Source organism: Variovorax sp. UMC13, assembly GCF_014170375.1.
In the GTDB taxonomy this organism is placed as follows: Bacteria; Pseudomonadota; Gammaproteobacteria; order Burkholderiales; family Burkholderiaceae_C; genus Variovorax.
Genome location: NZ_LZZW01000030.1, coordinates 26,731 through 42,682 on the forward strand (window position 1 = coordinate 26,731; position 15,952 = coordinate 42,682).

At 68.3% G+C, this 15,952-nt stretch carries 17 protein-coding genes and 1 tRNA gene; 8 read left to right on the plus strand and 10 right to left on the minus strand.

Annotation, left to right across the window (positions count from 1 at the left end):
• Positions 1 to 86 precede the first annotated feature (86 nt).
• Positions 87 to 866, plus strand: coding sequence for an enoyl-CoA hydratase (locus A9977_RS23675; protein ID WP_183027302.1), 780 nt, complete (start codon positions 87 to 89; stop codon positions 864 to 866).
• A gap of 23 nt (positions 867 to 889) precedes the next feature.
• Here A9977_RS23675 and A9977_RS23680 read toward each other — a convergent pair whose 3' ends face one another.
• A complete protein-coding gene (locus tag A9977_RS23680) occupies positions 890 to 2,029 on the minus strand; it encodes a hypothetical protein (RefSeq protein WP_183027303.1) in 1,140 nt (379 codons plus the stop codon).
• Complete coding sequence (locus tag A9977_RS23685) at positions 2,026 to 2,697, minus strand: sigma-70 family RNA polymerase sigma factor (protein WP_259652120.1); 672 nt, start codon at positions 2,695 to 2,697, stop codon at positions 2,026 to 2,028. The genes A9977_RS23680 and A9977_RS23685 overlap by 4 nt, the downstream gene beginning before the upstream one ends.
• A 135-nt stretch (positions 2,698 to 2,832) precedes the next feature.
• Here A9977_RS23685 and A9977_RS23690 point away from each other — a divergent pair, with 135 nt between their 5' ends.
• The 3 genes from A9977_RS23690 (at position 2,833) to A9977_RS23700 (ending at position 5,007) form a co-directional block, all read left to right on the plus strand.
• Positions 2,833 to 4,416 (plus strand): VWA domain-containing protein, encoded by a 1,584-nt coding sequence (locus A9977_RS23690; RefSeq protein WP_183027304.1) that lies wholly within the window; start codon positions 2,833 to 2,835, stop codon positions 4,414 to 4,416.
• A gap of 36 nt (positions 4,417 to 4,452) precedes the next feature.
• Positions 4,453 to 4,529: transfer RNA gene (locus A9977_RS23695), tRNA-Met, on the plus strand.
• A 271-nt stretch (positions 4,530 to 4,800) separates the two neighbouring features.
• Positions 4,801 to 5,007 carry a hypothetical protein gene (locus A9977_RS23700; protein ID WP_183027305.1) on the plus strand — a complete coding sequence of 69 codons (207 nt, stop codon included), beginning with the start codon at positions 4,801 to 4,803 and terminating at the stop codon, positions 5,005 to 5,007.
• A gap of 117 nt (positions 5,008 to 5,124) precedes the next feature.
• Here A9977_RS23700 and A9977_RS23705 read toward each other — a convergent pair whose 3' ends face one another.
• The gene (locus tag A9977_RS23705) at positions 5,125 to 6,030 is read right to left on the minus strand and encodes a hypothetical protein (protein ID WP_183027306.1); all 906 of its coding nucleotides are present in this window, start codon (positions 6,028 to 6,030) and stop codon (positions 5,125 to 5,127) included.
• Positions 6,027 to 7,073: a Shedu anti-phage system protein SduA domain-containing protein gene (locus tag A9977_RS23710; protein ID WP_183027307.1), complete on the minus strand. Its 1,047-nt coding sequence runs from the start codon at positions 7,071 to 7,073 to the stop codon at positions 6,027 to 6,029. Before A9977_RS23710 ends, A9977_RS23705 begins: the two co-directional genes overlap by 4 nt.
• Before the next feature lie 429 nt (positions 7,074 to 7,502).
• Here A9977_RS23710 and A9977_RS23715 point away from each other — a divergent pair, with 429 nt between their 5' ends.
• Positions 7,503 to 8,528 (plus strand): RNA methyltransferase, encoded by a 1,026-nt coding sequence (locus A9977_RS23715; RefSeq protein ID WP_183027308.1) that lies wholly within the window; start codon positions 7,503 to 7,505, stop codon positions 8,526 to 8,528.
• Between the two features lie 20 nt (positions 8,529 to 8,548).
• Here the strand turns inward: A9977_RS23715 and A9977_RS23720 are convergent, their stop codons facing one another.
• On the minus strand, positions 8,549 to 8,956 hold the full coding sequence (locus tag A9977_RS23720; protein ID WP_183027309.1) for a hypothetical protein: 408 nt from the start codon (positions 8,954 to 8,956) through the stop codon (positions 8,549 to 8,551).
• Entirely contained in the window at positions 8,956 to 9,234 is a 279-nt protein-coding gene (locus tag A9977_RS23725) for a hypothetical protein (protein WP_183027310.1), read from the minus strand. Before A9977_RS23725 ends, A9977_RS23720 begins: the two co-directional genes overlap by 1 nt.
• 91 nt (positions 9,235 to 9,325) lie before the next feature.
• Here A9977_RS23725 and A9977_RS23730 point away from each other — a divergent pair, with 91 nt between their 5' ends.
• On the plus strand, positions 9,326 to 10,111 hold the full coding sequence (locus A9977_RS23730; protein ID WP_183027311.1) for a helix-turn-helix transcriptional regulator: 786 nt from the start codon (positions 9,326 to 9,328) through the stop codon (positions 10,109 to 10,111).
• A gap of 41 nt (positions 10,112 to 10,152) precedes the next feature.
• Here A9977_RS23730 and A9977_RS23735 read toward each other — a convergent pair whose 3' ends face one another.
• Positions 10,153 to 10,971 (minus strand): NAD(P)H-dependent oxidoreductase, encoded by an 819-nt coding sequence (locus A9977_RS23735; RefSeq protein WP_183027312.1) that lies wholly within the window; start codon positions 10,969 to 10,971, stop codon positions 10,153 to 10,155.
• 103 nt (positions 10,972 to 11,074) lie between these two features.
• On the opposite strand from A9977_RS23735, the gene A9977_RS23740 reads away from it, so the two are divergent.
• Positions 11,075 to 11,968, plus strand: coding sequence for a LysR family transcriptional regulator (locus A9977_RS23740; RefSeq protein ID WP_183027313.1), 894 nt, complete (start codon positions 11,075 to 11,077; stop codon positions 11,966 to 11,968).
• 40 nt (positions 11,969 to 12,008) lie between these two features.
• On the opposite strand, the gene A9977_RS23745 is transcribed toward A9977_RS23740, so the two are convergent.
• The 3 genes from A9977_RS23745 to A9977_RS23755 form a co-directional block, all read right to left on the minus strand.
• A complete protein-coding gene (locus A9977_RS23745) occupies positions 12,009 to 13,214 on the minus strand; it encodes a serine hydrolase (protein WP_183027314.1) in 1,206 nt (401 codons plus the stop codon).
• Positions 13,215 to 13,337: 123 nt separating this feature from the next.
• A complete protein-coding gene (locus tag A9977_RS23750; protein WP_183027315.1) occupies positions 13,338 to 14,186 on the minus strand; it encodes an AraC family transcriptional regulator in 849 nt (282 codons plus the stop codon).
• Positions 14,187 to 14,304: 118 nt separating this feature from the next.
• Positions 14,305 to 14,670: a hypothetical protein gene (locus A9977_RS23755; protein ID WP_183027316.1), complete on the minus strand. Its 366-nt coding sequence runs from the start codon at positions 14,668 to 14,670 to the stop codon at positions 14,305 to 14,307.
• 332 nt (positions 14,671 to 15,002) lie between these two features.
• On the opposite strand from A9977_RS23755, the gene A9977_RS23760 reads away from it, so the two are divergent.
• Entirely contained in the window at positions 15,003 to 15,917 is a 915-nt protein-coding gene (locus A9977_RS23760) for a LysR family transcriptional regulator (protein WP_183027317.1), read from the plus strand.
• The last annotated feature ends 35 nt before the right edge of the window (positions 15,918 to 15,952 follow it).

A 15,952-nucleotide genomic window follows, 5' to 3' on the forward strand; every position in this document is an offset into this window, starting at 1 on the left:
TCGCAATAAAGTCGCCAATCCTGGGTCGCCACGCTGGTTATAGTGGCCCGCATCCCCCGCATTCCTTCACTTCTCACGGAGACAGCATGAGCTACGACAACATCGAAGTGCGCACCGAGGCCGGCAAGGTCGGTGTCATCACCCTGAACCGCCCCAAGGCGCTGAACGCACTCAACGACGCGCTGATGACCGAGCTGGGCACCGCGCTCCAGGCCTTCGACGCCGACGGCGCGATCGGCTGCATCGTCATCACCGGCAGCGAACGCGCCTTCGCCGCCGGCGCCGACATCAGCGCGATGGCCAAGTACAGCTTCATCGACGCCTACAAGGGCGACTACATCACGCGCAACTGGGAAACCATCCGCGGCATCCGCAAGCCGGTGATCGCGGCCGTGTCGGGCTTCGCGCTGGGCGGTGGCTGCGAGCTGGCCATGATGTGCGACTTCATCATCGCGGCCGACAACGCCAAGTTCGGCCAGCCCGAGATCAAGCTGGGCGTGATCCCCGGCGCTGGCGGCACGCAGCGCCTGCCGCGCGCGGTGGGCAAGAGCAAGGCCATGGACATGGCGCTGACCGGCCGCATGATGGACGCCGCCGAAGCCGAGCGCGCGGGCCTGGTGAGCCGCGTGGTGCCCTTCGACAAGCTGGCCGACGAGGCCCTGGGCGCGGCGCTGCAGATCGCCGACTTCTCGCAGATCGCGGTGATGGCGGCCAAGGAATCGGTCAACCGCGCCTTCGAGAGCGGCCTGAGCGACGGCGTGATGTTCGAGCGCCGGCTGTTCCACGCGCTGTTCGCCACCCACGACCAGAAGGAAGGCATGGACGCCTTCGTGAACAAGCGCAAGGCCGAGTTCAAGCACGAATGACGCCGGCCGTCACCGGCCGCGCCTCAGCGCGGCGGTGACGGCGGCTGCGCCGGGGCGCTCGCCTCTTCCAGCGCGGCGCGCAATCCCTTCAGGGCGTCGGCCCCGGGCGAACCGATGCCTGGCGCCACGCCCTCTTCGCGCCAGCGCACCTGGCTGCCGGCCAGTTCCAGCACCGCCAGCGCCTCGCCGTTTCGATCGAGCGTGATGCGCCAGTCGACCTTGCCGCGCAAGGGCCGGGCGCCTACTCCAGCCAACGCCGCCGAGCCGATCAGCGCGCCCAGCTCGCGCGCCTCGGCCCGCTGCAGGGTGCGCGTTTCGCCATCGGGGCGCGTGATGTGCAGCACGGTCCATTGCGACAGCGCGGCGAAGCTTGGCGGCGCGGTGGCTGCGGGCACCACCGGCGCTGGAGAGGGCGCCACGGCCGCCGCGCGCGGTGGCGCGGCCGCCGGGGCGGCGTCCTGCGGTGCGGCGAAGGTCCGCCGCTCGGTGATCGCCGCCTGCGGGCCCGCGCGGCCGGACGGCGCCTCGGCCGTCGCCGGTGCGGCGGGCGGGGCCGGTGGCACCGGCGACGGGGAGCGCGCGATCTCCTTCCTGAGCGCGCGCGCACGCGCCGTCGCCGCCTCGGTCTCGGCCTGGCGGTCGCGCTTGGCGCGGGCTTCGTCCTCGTCGAGCGCGCGCGTGGCGGCCGCGTTGGTCGCGCGGGACTCGGCCAGCTGCGCATCGAGCGCGCTGGGCGGAGGGGCGGGCTCGGGTGCCGGCGGGGCCGCGGGCGCTGGTGCCGGTGCGCCTTGCGCGACCTCGGCCTGTGGCGCGGCCGCCGCGGGCGCCGCTTGTTGCTGCGCGCCATCGGGCCGCGCACCCGGCACCTCTTCGCGCTGCCACATCAAGGTGACCAGCACGCCGACCAGCACGGTCGCGAAGGCCGCATTCCACGGCACACCGCCGCCCGCGCCGATGCCCAGCAGCCGCTGCCACCAGGTGCGTTGCAGCGGCAGTTCGGGCAAGGAGGGCGCCACGGCCTCGTGCGCCATCGCGCGGATCGACTCGCCCAGGCGCCAGTCGGGCGTGGCCGCCTGGTCGGGCGCGTTCTCGAGCGCGCGCTGCAGCACCGGGTCGCGCAGGTCGTCCGCATCGTCGTCGTGGATCGAGGTCGGATCGCTCATGCGCCCTCCCCCAGCGCCGTCAGATAGCGCTCCATGCACCCGCGCAGTTTCTTCATGCCGTAGCGCAGCCGGCTGCGCACCGTCTCGAAGCCGATCTCGAGCGTGGTGGCCAGGGCCTCGACGGTGAAGCCGTCTTCGTGGTGCAGCAGGAAGGCCGCGCGCTGCTCGTCGGGCAGTTCGTCGAGGCAGTTCAGCAGCCGCCGGCCGGCCGAGCGCCAGAAGGCCATGTCCTCGGCCGAGGGATGGGCGGCGTCGACCGGCTGCCCCAGGTCGTTGACCAGGGCGCGCCCGAACAGCTGCGCGGCCTCGATGCCGTCGCCGTCCTCGTCGTGCGCATGGAAGACCACCTGGCGCCCGCTCGCGCGCAACCGGTCCATCGCCAGGTTGTGCGCGATGGTGAAGGCCCAGGTGCGCCACGCGGCGCCCTGCGGCGAGAAGCTGTCGCGCGCCGTGATGACGCGCACCCAGGTCTCCTGGAACACCTCGTCGACCTCGGCCGCCAGCCGCACACCCAGCAGCCGCCGAACGAAACGGTACAGCGCGCCTTCGTGGCGCGCATAGAGCAGGTCGAAGGCCGCGGTGTCGCCGCCGGCATAGGCCAGCATCAGCTGGTCGTCCGGCATGGCGGCATGGATCGCGGAAGCCGCGACGGGCGGGGGGGACTGCATGGACAGATTCTCACCTCAGCTTGTACGCGCGGCGACGGCGTTCGGGGTTTGCACGCAGCGTTTTCTTTGGCCGACCCGAACCCCGGACGTCCGTGCCGGCCGTATCAAGGACATCACTCACCCTCGGAGTCCTCGATGACCCTGCCTTCCGTCCCTCCTTCGACCGCCTCCGCCGCCCGTCCCGCGGCCCGACGTCTTTCACGTGGCCCGCGCGCCGTCGTCGTGCTGCTGTGCGCGCAGTTGCTGCTCGGCGCCTGCCAGGCCCGGAGCGTGGTGGTTGAAGGCCCCACCGCCTGGCCCGAGCCCACGCCCCAACCCCAGCCGCCGCTGCCCACGCCAGGCACGCCACCGCAGTGGCCCGCCGGCGCGGCCGTGCTGCGCACGCCGAACTTCCAGGCACCGTCGGCGCTGAGCTGCGCGCGTCCGATCCAGACGCGGGAGGTGCCGGGGCGCGATCCGCAGGCCAGCGCACGCGGCGACATGCGCGAGCGTGCAGGTGTCGCCAGCAAGCGGCGCAGCGATCGCGCGGAGGCCGGCGAGGCCGTGGCCGACGCTTCGGTCGCCGAATCGGAGATCCCCGCCGCCGCGCCGCCGTCCTCACCGGCCATCGCCGCGGCGCCTTCGGCCCGCCGCATGACCGAACCGGCCCTCCTGCCCATGCCGCGCCAGACACCGCAGCAAGCTCAGCAGCCCGTGACCGCCGGCATGGTCGACGACAACGCCGACTTCGGCGAGTACCTCCGCTTCCGAGACCGCACCCAGGTCACGCACCGCGCCCGCGACGTGCGCCAGCGCTACCTGCTGCAGGTGCGCAGCGCGCGCGGTGCCGTCGTGCCCGATGCCGAGGTGGCGGTGCGCGCCCCCGGAGGCGCCGCGATGTGGGCCCGCACCGACGCGGGAGGCCGCGCCTGGCTGCATCCCGACGCCTTCGACCCGAACGCCAGCCAGGTCTACGAGATCGCGGTGCGCAAGAACGGCCGCCAGGCCAGCGGCTTCCTGCAGCGCGGCCAGAAGAGCGCGGTCGACATCGTGCTGGCTGACGACGCGGCGCCAGCGCGCGCGCGGCTGGACCTGGTCTTCCTGATCGACGCCACCGGCTCGATGGCCGACGAGATCGGCCGCCTCAAGAGCACCCTGCGCACCATCGCCAGCGAAGTGGCGCAACTGCCCAGCCGCCCCGACACCTGCTTCGGCCTGGTGGCCTACCGCGACAAGGGCGATGCATTCCTGCTGCGCAGCCACGACTTTACGAACGACCTCGACGCCTTCCAGGGCGTGCTGAACGCGTTGCAGGCCAACGGCGGCGGCGACTACCCGGAGGCGATGAACGAGGCGCTGCACGAGACGGTGCACCGGCTGAGCTGGCGCGGCAGCGGCGCGACCCGCATGGTCGTGCTGCTGGCCGACGCGCCGCCGCACCTGGACTACGGCGGCCCGCAGTACGACGACGACATGCTGGTCGCGCTGGGCAAGGGCATCAAGGTGTTCAGCGTGGGCGCGAGCGGCCTCGACAAGCAGGGCGAATACGTCCAGCGGCAGATCGCGCAGTACACCGGCGGGCGCTTCGTGTTCCTCACCTACAAGGACGCCGAACGCCCTTCGAGCGGCCCGGGCCGCGAGACGGTGCACGACGTGGGCAGCTACTCGGTCCAGACCCTGGACCGGCTGATCGTGCGGCTCGTGACCGAGGAACTCGACAAATTGCCGCGAGGCAGTTGACGGGGCATACAAAGCTCGAGCTATAATCTCAGGCTCGGCTCTTTAGCTCAGTCGGTTAGAGCGATGGAATCATAATCCACAGGTCCGCGGTTCGAATCCGTGAAGAGCCACCAAATCAACGGAAACCCGCCTCAGCGCAAGCTGAGGTGGGTTTTTCGCTTCTCGGGCCGGTGTCGCAACAATGCCATGCCGAACCCATCGCCCAACCGCCCACGTATTCCCGCTCTGCATCTCAACCCCTGCGGCGTGTGGTGCTTCCGCCTGACTATCAGCGGACAGACGCGCCAAAAATCTTTGAAGACCAAGGACAGGGCCTTGGCTACCAAGTTGGTCTCCAAGCTCAACTGGGAATGGTCAATGGCGTAACGACAGAACGAGCCCTCGATGGGAGACATCCTCAGGGCATTTGAAACAGGCCGCGAGTTCGACGCTGAGTTCCCAAACGGCACCAAGCTCACGGGCATCAACACCGATGACGACCTTCGGCGAGCCAAAGAGCTCATGCTCGCGCGCATCGAAGCCATTGAGTATTGGGTTGCACCGATCTCTGACCCTAGATTTCCACTAAATACTGGCCCACCCGCTTTGTGAGCCTGAAGGCTTCATGGTGTGGAGAAGTGTGTGCGGATCTGCCGCAGATTGCGCTGCTGTCTCCGAGATTTGGTGGCCTCGATCGCAAGCCAGGTCGCGAGGTTTTCGTGTCGGGTATCAAGCCACGGGCGGCAAGGGCGTCGAAGGGCTAAACGCGCTCTCCCCAAACATCTCCACATCGGCTTGCATCGCTCTGAACGCGTCGCTTTCGGAAAATCTCTCGATGTTGGCGCGGAACGCGTCCTCGATCTTTTGCTTCTGGCGCGGCGACACCGATCCGAGGGCGTCGGCCATCGCTTGGGCTTTGTGGTTCCAGTATCCGAACATCGAGCCAGGCACCATGTATTTTCGAGGCGCGACGACACCTTCGTTGGCGTTCACCTTGGTGCCTGACCAGTCGCTGGAGACCTCCCTGATCGACCCGATGAGCATGAAGCGGCCGAGCTTGGCGAAGGTGAATGTCGACTTGGAGCCGCGAGCGAGGTCCATCTGTATCGCGCGCATCATGTAGCGGTTGAAATTCGGGACCATGCCCGGAATCTGGGAGCTGAATTCATCGGTAGGAAGCAGGTGCTGGCGAAACTCGCCCGGATGAGCTCGCTGGCCCAGCAGAAATTCTCGCCACGTCACCTCGGCGCGTTTGACCGAGCTCATCTCGTCCTCGGTCCATCCATCAAACGTGGCCTCTTCGAGAGCGAGCTTGATCAAGCGCCAAGAAACCGAGACGCAGAAGTGGAGCATCCATGGGCCGTAGCTGAACCGCCCTCCCGACCGATCGACATACGGATGAAAAACGTGGGTCGCGAACGCTCGCTCGGACCGGCTAAACAACTCTTCGCAGTCGGAGCAAAGCCAATGCTTTTTGATCCCATCCTGGACGCGAGCGTTGGGTTCGTCCGAGCTCCGCAGATGCCTGTTGCCGGAGGACGCGCGCTGCCACTTGAACACGAACGCCGGGATGATGTGGCTCAGTTGCAGGTCGGCCGTGTTTCCGCACAACTTGCATAGTCCCATGTGGCTCATCGCAAACTCTCCAGGTCGTCCCATCCACCATCGTCCAGATTACTTCTTGGCGCGGCAGGGCCGCAAGGCGCGGTCGAATCCGCAGCGAAGCGTTCGCCGATGTCGACGATGCGCTCCGCGCGCGCCAGCACGTGGTCATAGGTAAGGATGGTGATGTTGTGAAAGCTAGCGTTGAGGATTCGGTAAGCCTCGGCCTGCTCCGCAGTCCAGCCTGCCGATCGACCGAACACCAGCACGCATCGCGGCTTGACGGTCTTCACGCCGCCCACGCTCGCCAAGAACTTATTGCTGTTGGCCTCTAGCTCGATCTCATGCAAGTAGCGCGAAGACTGGGTGATTGCTTTGATGAGGTCAGTCGATGGCACCCAGTTGCCGTGGTCCATGGTCGCAGCCCAAAACTGCATGCCTCCACCTGGCCGCTTGATCTCCACCACGTCAAGAAAGCCGTCATAGGCCTCCATCAGAAAGTCCGAGATGTTGCGCGTATCGATGCGCCGCTCGTCGAGGATGCGGACAAACTCGCTGCCGAGCACCCAACTGTTCTGCTCGAACCACTTTTGCCAACGCTGCTCGACCAGGTCGTCTTCCAGCATCGCCCTGAATTCCTTGACTGCCCTCACGCGGCGGGCCTGGCGCAGCCCTTCTTCCAACTCGGCGGGAATGATCTCGTTGTCCAAGATGAAACGCACCAAGTCGGCCTTGGCCGGCAGGGAGAAGAGCGCTTTGATCTGGGCGGCGTTGGTGGCTTCGAAGGGGCGGTCCAGCGGGATGAAGGCTTTGACGCCTTGCTTGAACGGGGCGTAGCTCTCTTGCAGAAATGCGATGAGAGCTTCGAACTCCTCATGGTCCAGCGTCAGCTCGGACTTGGGTTGAGTGTTCTCGACTTCTTCCGGGACGTTGAACCATCCGGACTTCTTGTAGCGGCCGATCTTGAGGCAGATGTCCTCGCGCTCGGTGTTGTGTTTGATCTTCCAGAAGAACGCGCGCGTGACCACGGTGGGCTTGGTGCGCAGGACTCGTTTCAGCAACCCGACAGTGGACATGCGTGGCTCCGGCGGCGGCCCCGCGGGGATCAGCAGGGCTCGACAGGCAGATGTTACGGTCCTGGTTTGCCGTCAGGCCAACCGCGCGCTTTCGCAGCGCTGGCGAAAGCTCATAGGCAGCCAGCAACGATGACAACGATGAGGCGGGCAGCCGCTACGTGGGCGCCTTGGACAATGACGAGGCGAACACTCCAAGCTTGAGGCGATGCCCAAGCGCCCAGACGCACGCACAACTAGACTTGGCTTTTGGCGGCGAGTGTGAGACGGTCGGCGCCACGAATTCCGTCCAACTTCTGACCGCCGGGGGTTCGCAAGTACTTGATCTTCAAGGACTTATAGAATTCTGATTTTTCTTTCATGAAGAGCCACCAGATACGGAGCCCAGTAAGTCAGTGACTTGCTGGGTTTTTTGTTTCCCAGGGCAGCCCCATGCAAATCCACGAACTGAGGCAGCGGCTGCAGGACGACGGCGCCGGCCCGCTGCACGAACACCGGATCCTGCGCATGTGGTCGCATGCGCGGCCGCAGGACAGCGGCCGGCGCCGGCCGCACACCTTCTTTCCGTCGTCCCTGCTGGCGGCGATGCCGCGCATCGAGGCCGAGCTCGCCGGGCTGGCGCGCATCGACGCGGTCCATCCCGGGGCCGACGGGTCCGAGCGCCTGCTGGTGGCGCTGGCCGACGGCCAGACGGTGGAAAGCGTGCTGCTGCCGCGCGGCGGCCTGTGCGTGTCGTCGCAGGTCGGTTGCGCGGTCGGCTGCCAGTTCTGCATGACGGGGCGTGACGGGCTTCTGCGCCAGGTCGGCAGCGCCGAGATCGTGGCCCAGGTGGTGCTCGCGCGCCAGCGTCGCGCCGTGACCAAGGTGGTGTTCATGGGCATGGGCGAGCCGGCCCACAACCTGGACAACGTGATGGAGGCGATCGAGCTGCTGGGCACGGCCGGCAACATCGGCCACAAGAACCTGGTGTTCTCCACCGTGGGCGATCCGCGCGCCTTCGAGCGCCTGCAGCGGAGCACGGTGAAGCCCGCGCTGGCGCTCTCGCTGCACACGACCGACGCCGCACTGCGCCGCAAGCTGCTGCCCCGCGCACCGAACCTGTCGCCCGAGGAACTGGTCGACGCCAGCGAAGGCTACGCGCGTGCCTCGGGCTACCCCGTGCAGTACCAGTGGACGCTGCTGGAAGGCGTCAACGACAGCGACGAGGAGATCGAGGGCATCGTCGCCCTGCTGGGCGGCAAGTACGGCGTGCTCAACATGATCCCCTTCAACACGGTGGACGGCACGGCCTTCAGCCGCCCGCAGCGGGAACGCTGCGAACACATCGCCCGCACGCTGCTCCAGCGCGGCATCCTCACCAAGCTGCGCTACTCGGCCGGGCAGGATGTCGATGGCGGCTGCGGCCAGCTGAGGGCGCGGGCCATCGAGGCGCGGGTGGTGCTGCATCGGGGGACCTGAAGAGGCCTGGCAGCGCCCGATCAGCCATCCTCGCCAACCCCTTCGGCCTTGGCCAGCCACTTCTCGGCCGCCTCGGCCGCTTCGCGCTCGGTCTCGACGAACGCAATCGCCAGCCCGAGCACCTTGCCAGCGCCTTGAGCCGCCAATCGAACCGCCGCCGGGATCGCGCGGTCGCCTGTGATCAGCACCATGCCCTGGCACAGCGCGCGCATCCGCGCCTTGTGGCGCTTGAAGAACAGCGCGCGCTGCTTGCGGTCCTCGTGGCGCTCGTCGGCATGGTCGCCGGGCAGGTGGTCGGTGAGCAGCACGAAGCGCTCGCCACGGTCGAGCAGGGCCGCCAGTGCCTGCTCCGGCGTGCCAGTCGTCGACGTCTGATGTTCCGCTTCGCGCATGAACACCAGCGGGAATCTCGTCGTGTCGAGCTGCATCAGGCCTCCAAGGGCGATGCGGCGCCGATCCGCGCCTCGACGAAGGCGCGCAGCTGCGGGTTGCGGATCTCGAACACATCGAACAGGCCCAGCGCCCGCAGCGCGGGCAACAAGGCCTCGAGGTCCCGCAGCGCGGCCTCGCGCGCCGCGGGCGCGAGGGCCGGATTCGCGAAAGCCGCGGCGTTGACGAGGAAGGCGCCCACCGTGCCCTTGCGGACGGTGGTGCCCTGGATCTCGATCTCGTTCTGTGTGTCCGGAAGGACGTCCTGTGCGCGCATGGGCAAGCTCCTGAAGGGTTGGCCTCTAGCGTAAGGACGAACATACCGGCGGCTGTAGACTGGATCGGCCAACCAATAGCTCGAATCCGCCATGCTCGACCCTCTGCTCCAACTCGCCGACCATGTCGACCGCGACGACGGCCCGGTCGTGATCGCGGCCGAGGGCAGCCAGGACGGCGAACTGGCGTCCGGGGCACATTCCCATGCGCGCGGCCAGCTGTTCGGCTCGCTGCGCGGCCTGCTGTCGGTGGGTGTGGAAGACGGCGTCTGGATCGTGCCCGCCATCCATGCGGTGTGGCTGCCGCCGCACCAGCGGCATTCGGGCCGGTCGCATGGGCCCTTCCACGGCTGGAGTGTCTATGTGGCCGAGTCGGCCTGCGCCGACCTGCCGCCGCGGCCCTGCACGATCCGCACCTCGGGCCTGCTGCGCGAGGCCGTGTTGCGGGCGACCAGCTGGCCCCTGCAGTCGCAGCCGCTGGAGGGCGCGCGCGCGCATGTCGCGGCGCTGATCCTGGACGAGATCCGCCACCTGCCGGTCGAGCCCTTCGGCTTGCCGCTGCCAGCCGACCCGCGCCTGCAGCGGATCGCGAAGGCGCTGATCGCGGACCCGGCCGACGCGCGCGACCTCGAGGCCTGGGCGGCCTGGGCCGCGGTGAGTTCGCGCACCTTGAGCCGCCGCTTCGTGGCCGAGACCGGCTTCAACTTCACGGCCTGGCGGCAGCGGGCGCGCATGATGCGTTCGCTGGAAATGCTCGCGGCCGGCATGCCGGTGACCGCCATCGCGCTGGACCTGGGCTATGCGACCGCGAGTGCGTTCATCGGCCTGTTCCGGCGCACCTTCGGGGCGACGCCGGCGGTCTATCGGACGCGGCTGTGAGCGGGTGCGCATGCCGCCTGCCGCCTGCCTGAATTCGCCCGTCAGGACACCTCGCCGTGGCAGACGACAGCGCTCTCGTCGGGCGCCGACGCCGCCTCTGCGATGTGCGCCATCAATCCGGTCTGCCCGACCGCGACGTGCGCTGCCAGCACATGGCGGTCCGGATAGTCCCCGCCGTTCTGCGCCCTGAAGGGAATCGGCGCGGCGTCGAAGAGCGTCTCGAGGCGCGCACACCAGGCAGCCTCTGCCAGGGCCAGGCCCTGCGCGTTCAGGCGCCCGCTGTCGTAGACCGCGTGCGTGGGCAGCACGTCGAAGCCGGGAAAGTAGAGCGTGCCGTGGGTGATCGGAAACAGCAGTTGCTCGAGCGGCCCGTTGATGCCCCGCGCCGAATAGTCCTTCTCCGGCCCGCCCACGGCGACGGCCAACAGGGCGCGCTTGCCCTTGAAGGCGCCATCGCCATAGCGGTAGGTGTTGCCGCCATCCTTGTAGCCGTAGGCGAGCCCATAGGCCCACACGCGGTCGATCCAGCCTTTCATGATGGCCGGCATGCCGTACCACCACAACGGAAACTGGAAGATCACGGCGTCGACGGCCAGCACCTTTGCCTGTTCCGCCGCGACGTCGAGGGTCTGGGCGCCGGTGGCGTACGCGTGGCCCGATTCCGCGATGAAGGACAACCGCTCGGGATCGGCGCGCGCAGGGAAATCGTCGGCATCGAACACCGCCTTCCAGCGCATCGCATACAGATCCGACTGCAGCACCTCGTGGCCTCCGGCTTGCAGCGTGCGCACCGACTGGGCAACCAGGCGGCGCGTCAGCGACGTGGGTTCGGGGTGTGCGTGAACGATCAGGATTTTCATCTTCTCTGTGCCTCGGTCGAGGCCTGTGCCATGGAAAGAGCGAAGTCTGTGCCGCTCGATGCCATCCGTGAAATCGTCAATGTGCTGGTCTACTATCCATGGAATGGATACCAAACGCCTCGACCTGAACCTGCTCGTGACGCTGGAGGCCTTGCTCACGGAGCAGAACGTGACTCGAGCCGCGGCGCGCCTGCACCTGAGCCAACCGGCGGTGAGCGCGCAGCTCAGCCGCCTGAGGGGTATGTTCGACGATGCGCTGCTGATGCCGACCCAGCGCGGCATGGCGCCCACGGCCAAGGCCCTCGAGCTGCTCGCACCGCTTCGCCAGGCGCTCGACCATGTGCGGTCCACCGTGCGCGCACCGGACTTCGATCCCGCCACGGCCGCGCTGACCGTCACGATCGCCTGCACCGACTACCTGCAGGCTGCGGTGGTGCTGCCGCTGGTCATCGCGCTCAGGGCCAGGGCGCCGGCCGTGCGGGTGGCGCTGCGCCACCTCGACCTGTCGCAGCTGGAAGCGCAGATGGCCTGCGGCGATGTCGACCTGGCGCTCATGACGCCGTCGGTGGCCCCGCCGACGCTGCGCACGCGCCCTCTTTTCGACGAGCGCTATGTGCTCATCGGCCGCAGCAGGCATCCTCGCCTGCGCAAGGTGATGACGGTGGCGGCCTTCGCCGAGCTCGAGCATGTGATCGTGTCCCTGCGCGGCGGCGAATTCGGCACGCCGGTGGACGACACCCTGGCCCTGCTGGGACACCGCCGGAAGGTGGTGCTGTCCGCGGCATCGTTCCTGTCCGTGCCGGAGATCGTCACCCGATCGAACTTCGTCGCGCTGGTGCCGGAGCGGCTGATGCGCGGCCGCACCGACGGGCTCAGGTCCGTCGCGCCTCCGCTGCCGGTGGAAGGCTTTGCCGTGGGCATGGTGTGGCACGAACGCAATCACGGGCACGGTGGCCAGCGCTGGTTCCGTGATGCGGTTGTGGCCTCGGTGGATTGAGGCGCCGCACGGCTGGCGTCAAGCCATCGTGGCGCCCCGCTCAAGGCTTCGCCACGCCCTCGTCGTCGACGGCCTTCTGCACCGCCTTGTAGAAATCATCCCGCGCCGCGCCGTCGACACGGCTCGACGCCCCGCCGGCCCAATCGCCGTTGGAGGCGATGACCAGCCGGCGCTTCGGGTCGATGAAGATGCCCTGACCGAAGATGCCGCGCGCCGCGAAGCTGCCGTCGTCGTAGGTCCACCACTGGTAGCCGTAGCCGCGGCCCGGCTGGCCGGTGTCGGCGCGCCGGGTGGTGGCCTGGGCCAGCCAGTCGTCCGGCACGATGGGCTGCCCGCCGACCCGTGCACCGTCGAGGATGAACTGTCCGAAGCGCGCGAAGTCGCGCGTGGCCGCCTGGATGCAGCAGCCGCTGATCTCCTGGCCCGTGCGGCTGAGCATCCAGGTGGCCTGCTGTTCCATGCCGGCCGGCCGCCAGATCTTCTCCGAGAGGTAGTCGGCCAGCGGCTTGCCCGTGGCGCGCGTCACCAGCACCCCCACCAGGTTGGTCTCGCCGGTGCTGTAGTTCCAGCGCGTGCCCACCGGTGCCACCCGGGGCAGCTGGCGCAGATAGCTCACCAGCGCATCGACACCCGGCTCGGGCCGATGCTTGTTGAAGAGCGCCACGTCCGACTGCGGATCGGCGTAGTTCTCGTTCCAGCGCACGCCCGAGGTCATGGTCAGCAGGTCGCGGATGCTCACGGCGTCATAGGCCGAGCCCTTCATCTCCTGGATGTAGTCGCTGACCTTGTCGTCGAGGCTGCGGATGTGGCCGTCGCGCACGGCGGCGCCGAGCAGGGTGGAGGTGAGGGATTTCGCCACCGAGAAGCTGGTCCAGCGCCCCTGGGCGTCGAAGCCCAGGCCGTAGCGTTCCAGGCGCAGCTTGCCGCCCTGCAGGATCACGAGCGCGGCACTGCGCTGTTGCGCCATGAAGGCATCGAGGTCCAGCGGCAGCACCAGGGGCGGCCCCGGTGGCAAGGGGGATGGCGTGGTGCCGGCGGCCACCACGCGTGCCTTGGCCAGCACGGGCAGCCGGTCGAGGGCCCGGAAGCCCGCATCGCGCTGCGCCTGGTTCCAGAACAGCACATCGCTGTTGGTCGGCAACGTGGCGAGCAGGCCGCGCGTTTCCTTGTCCAGGCTGAACCAGCCCGCGGTACCGGCGATGGCCAGAACGGCGAGCCCTCCCCAAACGATCTTGCCAAGCTTCATGCTGCAGCCTCCCTCCGTGGTGTTGTGATGTGCCGAGGCAGCACATTGGACACCAAGGCGGATCCTGTTTTCTGGGCCTCCGACCAAAGGCGGTTCACGATCCCGCCACGGCGTGAACGGTCCCTATTCGTCCGGGCCCAGCAGCTCCGCCACCCGCCGGTACTTGCTCGGCACCATGCCCTGGCGCGCCGAGAAGAAGCGCGTGAAATTGCCGGCCGTGTCGAAGCCGCATTGCAGCGCGATCTGCTGCAGCGGGGTGTCGCGCCGCACCACGCTCTTGAGGCATTCCTCCATGCGCAGCATGTTCACGAAGGTCTTGGGCGTGAGGCCGGTCGAACGCAGGAACAGGCGGAAGAACTGCGCGCGCGACAGGCCGGCCGACTGCGCGAGTTCGTCCAGGCACAGCGGCGCGTTGCTGCCTGCCATCGCACCCTCGACGACCTGCCGGATGCGCGCGTCGTAGCCCAGTTCGCCATGCACGCCGCTCCAGCGCAGGCGCGACAGCGGCGCGGTCAGCGTCACGGCCTCGGTGAAGACGTCGGCGATCAAGGCCTCGACCGCCTCGGGCGGCGCCGGCTCGTGCTGGCTCAGCAGGTCGAGGATGTCGTCGCGCAATCCGGCCAGGCGCCGGTTGAGCAGGGCCACGGGCCGGGTGAAGAATTTCGGGCCCGCGCTTCGGGTGAAAATCCGGTCGACCTCCTTGAGCCAGCGCGGATGCAGGTAGAGCGCCAGCAGCACGCAGGGCTCGGGGCCGCGGTGGTCGTAGAAGTGCGGTTCCCAGGTGTTGATCATGAGCACGCTCTGGGCCGTCACCGGATGCTCGCGCCGGCCCACGCCGAACTGGATCTCGCCGCCGCCGACCTTGAACACGATGTGGCAGTCGCGGTGCGCGTGCAGGGCCATCGAACGGTGGACCTGCAGCAGCACCACCCGCCCGAAGGCGCCATGGAGGATTCGCAACGGGGCAGACACATCGACTCCTTGGTTGCACTGCCCCGCGCCGGACCGATCGCGCTTCGCCCGGAGAGCAGGTGCGCCGGAATGATGGCCCCAGCCGCCGCGACGAACCAGTCGGGAAAGCGCTAGTCGCTCACTTGTACTCGACCAGCACCTCGCGGTAGCGCGCCTGGCCCATGTTGCGCGCCTTGTGCCGGGCCGGCACGGTCACGCCCTTGCCGATGTCCGACATCACCTCGATCACGCCGTTCTCGCACTTGAGCGAGAAGACGCCGCCGGTGGGCACGTCGAACACGCCCAGGTCCTTGCCGTGCTCGTCGTAGATCTGCAGCGGCGCGCCCTGGATGGCGTACCACATGTAGGAGCGCTCATGGGTATGGACGGGTGTCTCGTCGCCTGGTGCGAGTTCGAAGTTCCAGACGATCACCTTGTCGTTCTCGAACACCTTCTCGCTGCCGACACCGGCTTCTGCCGCCGCTGTCTCGTGGGTTGCAAGCATCGTTGTCTCCTGCTTCTTCGTGGGGTCGTGCACATCACGCCCTCGACGGCGAGGGACGTGGCCGGCGGCGTCTTTTTCTCCTCGGGCGCGCCGCTGCGAAATACTAGGGCGCAGCGGCGCATTCGTCTTGCGACGAGGTGCCGCAACTTCTCGATGACGCGCGTGACTTGTCAATTCGTCTCACGAAAATCAAACGAACATGTGTTCGCGCAAAGAACGATGGACGCTCGCGCCTTCTCGCGCGCGGTGCAGGCGATCCAGGTCGCCCCAGGCCGTGGCCAGCACATGACGGCGCGCTGAAACGCCATGGCCCCGAATGCCAGAATCCCCCCATGCTCACCCATCGGCAATTGCGCTACTTCGTGGAGATCGTCGATGCGGGCGGCTTCAGCCTCGCGGCCGAGCGGCTGTTCGTCGCGCAGTCCGCGCTGAGCCGGCAGGTGCGCGAGATGGAGCGCGAGCTGCAGGTGCCGCTGCTGCTGCGCGACACGCGCAAGCTGGCCATGACACCCGCGGGCCAGTCGCTCTATGCCGATGCGCGGCGCATCCTCGCGGCGCTGGCAACCGCGGCGGCCAATGCCGCGCATGCGCAGCGCGGCACCCAGGGCACCTTGCAGCTGCTGCATTCGAGTTCGGTCCCGCTGGCCGAACCCCTGCTCGTCCTGCTTAGGCGCTATGCCGAGCAGCACCCGTCGATCACGGTCGAGGTGGCGCAGGCCTCTTCGGAAGGCCAGGCGCTCGAGGTGCACGAGGGCCGCGCCGACCTCGGGCTGGCGCGCGCGCCCATCCTGCGGCGCTACGAGGGCGTGCGCCATGCCGTGCTGTACGAGGAGCCGCTGGTGGCGCTCGTGCCCGCCGGCCATGCGCTCGCGGGCCGTGAGCGGATCGCGCTGGCGGAACTGCGCGACCAGCGCTTCGTCGCGCTGCCGCACCGGGAGCGCGGCGGCCTGAGCCACCGGGTGGCCGAGCTGTGCGCGGCGGCCGGTTTCCAGCCGACAGCGGCTTCGGTGCGCTCGCGCAAATGGGCCCAGCTGGCCCTGGTACAGGGCGGCTTCGGCGTGGCCGTGGTGCCCGCGTCCATGGGCCGGCTCGCACCCGAGGGCGTGTGCGTGCTGCCGCTGGCCGACGCGGCCTGCACGAGCGAGGTGCTCGCGCTCTGGCGGCCCGACGCACCCGCGCGCGTGCTGCGCTTTGCCGAAGCCCTGGTGCACGCGCTGGGCCGCGAAGGCGCCGGCACATCCAGCTGATTTCGAGATCGCGCCGCGCCGCATTCGGTATTGGC

Excerpts from the sequence above, each read along its gene's own strand:
- A9977_RS23685 (WP_259652120.1), bottom strand. The coding sequence starts at position 2,697 with ATGCAGTCCCCCCCGCCCGTCGCGGCTTCCGCGATCCATGCCGCCATG.
- A9977_RS23755 (WP_183027316.1), bottom strand. The coding sequence starts at position 14,670 with ATGCTTGCAACCCACGAGACAGCGGCGGCAGAAGCCGGTGTCGGCAGC.
- A9977_RS23705 (WP_183027306.1), bottom strand. The coding sequence starts at position 6,030 with ATGAGCCACATGGGACTATGCAAGTTGTGCGGAAACACGGCCGACCTG.
- A9977_RS23715 (WP_183027308.1), top strand. The coding sequence starts at position 7,503 with ATGCAAATCCACGAACTGAGGCAGCGGCTGCAGGACGACGGCGCCGGC.
- A9977_RS23720 (WP_183027309.1), bottom strand. The coding sequence starts at position 8,956 with ATGCAGCTCGACACGACGAGATTCCCGCTGGTGTTCATGCGCGAAGCG.
- A9977_RS23730 (WP_183027311.1), top strand. The coding sequence starts at position 9,326 with ATGCTCGACCCTCTGCTCCAACTCGCCGACCATGTCGACCGCGACGAC.
- A9977_RS23675 (WP_183027302.1), top strand. The coding sequence starts at position 87 with ATGAGCTACGACAACATCGAAGTGCGCACCGAGGCCGGCAAGGTCGGT.
- A9977_RS23745 (WP_183027314.1), bottom strand. The coding sequence starts at position 13,214 with ATGAAGCTTGGCAAGATCGTTTGGGGAGGGCTCGCCGTTCTGGCCATC.
- A9977_RS23735 (WP_183027312.1), bottom strand. The coding sequence starts at position 10,971 with ATGAAAATCCTGATCGTTCACGCACACCCCGAACCCACGTCGCTGACG.
- A9977_RS23690 (WP_183027304.1), top strand. The coding sequence starts at position 2,833 with ATGACCCTGCCTTCCGTCCCTCCTTCGACCGCCTCCGCCGCCCGTCCC.
- A9977_RS23680 (WP_183027303.1), bottom strand. The coding sequence starts at position 2,029 with ATGAGCGATCCGACCTCGATCCACGACGACGATGCGGACGACCTGCGC.
- A9977_RS23700 (WP_183027305.1), top strand. The coding sequence starts at position 4,801 with ATGGGAGACATCCTCAGGGCATTTGAAACAGGCCGCGAGTTCGACGCT.
- A9977_RS23760 (WP_183027317.1), top strand. The coding sequence starts at position 15,003 with ATGCTCACCCATCGGCAATTGCGCTACTTCGTGGAGATCGTCGATGCG.
- A9977_RS23710 (WP_183027307.1), bottom strand. The coding sequence starts at position 7,073 with ATGTCCACTGTCGGGTTGCTGAAACGAGTCCTGCGCACCAAGCCCACC.
- A9977_RS23740 (WP_183027313.1), top strand. The coding sequence starts at position 11,075 with ATGGATACCAAACGCCTCGACCTGAACCTGCTCGTGACGCTGGAGGCC.
- A9977_RS23725 (WP_183027310.1), bottom strand. The coding sequence starts at position 9,234 with ATGCGCGCACAGGACGTCCTTCCGGACACACAGAACGAGATCGAGATC.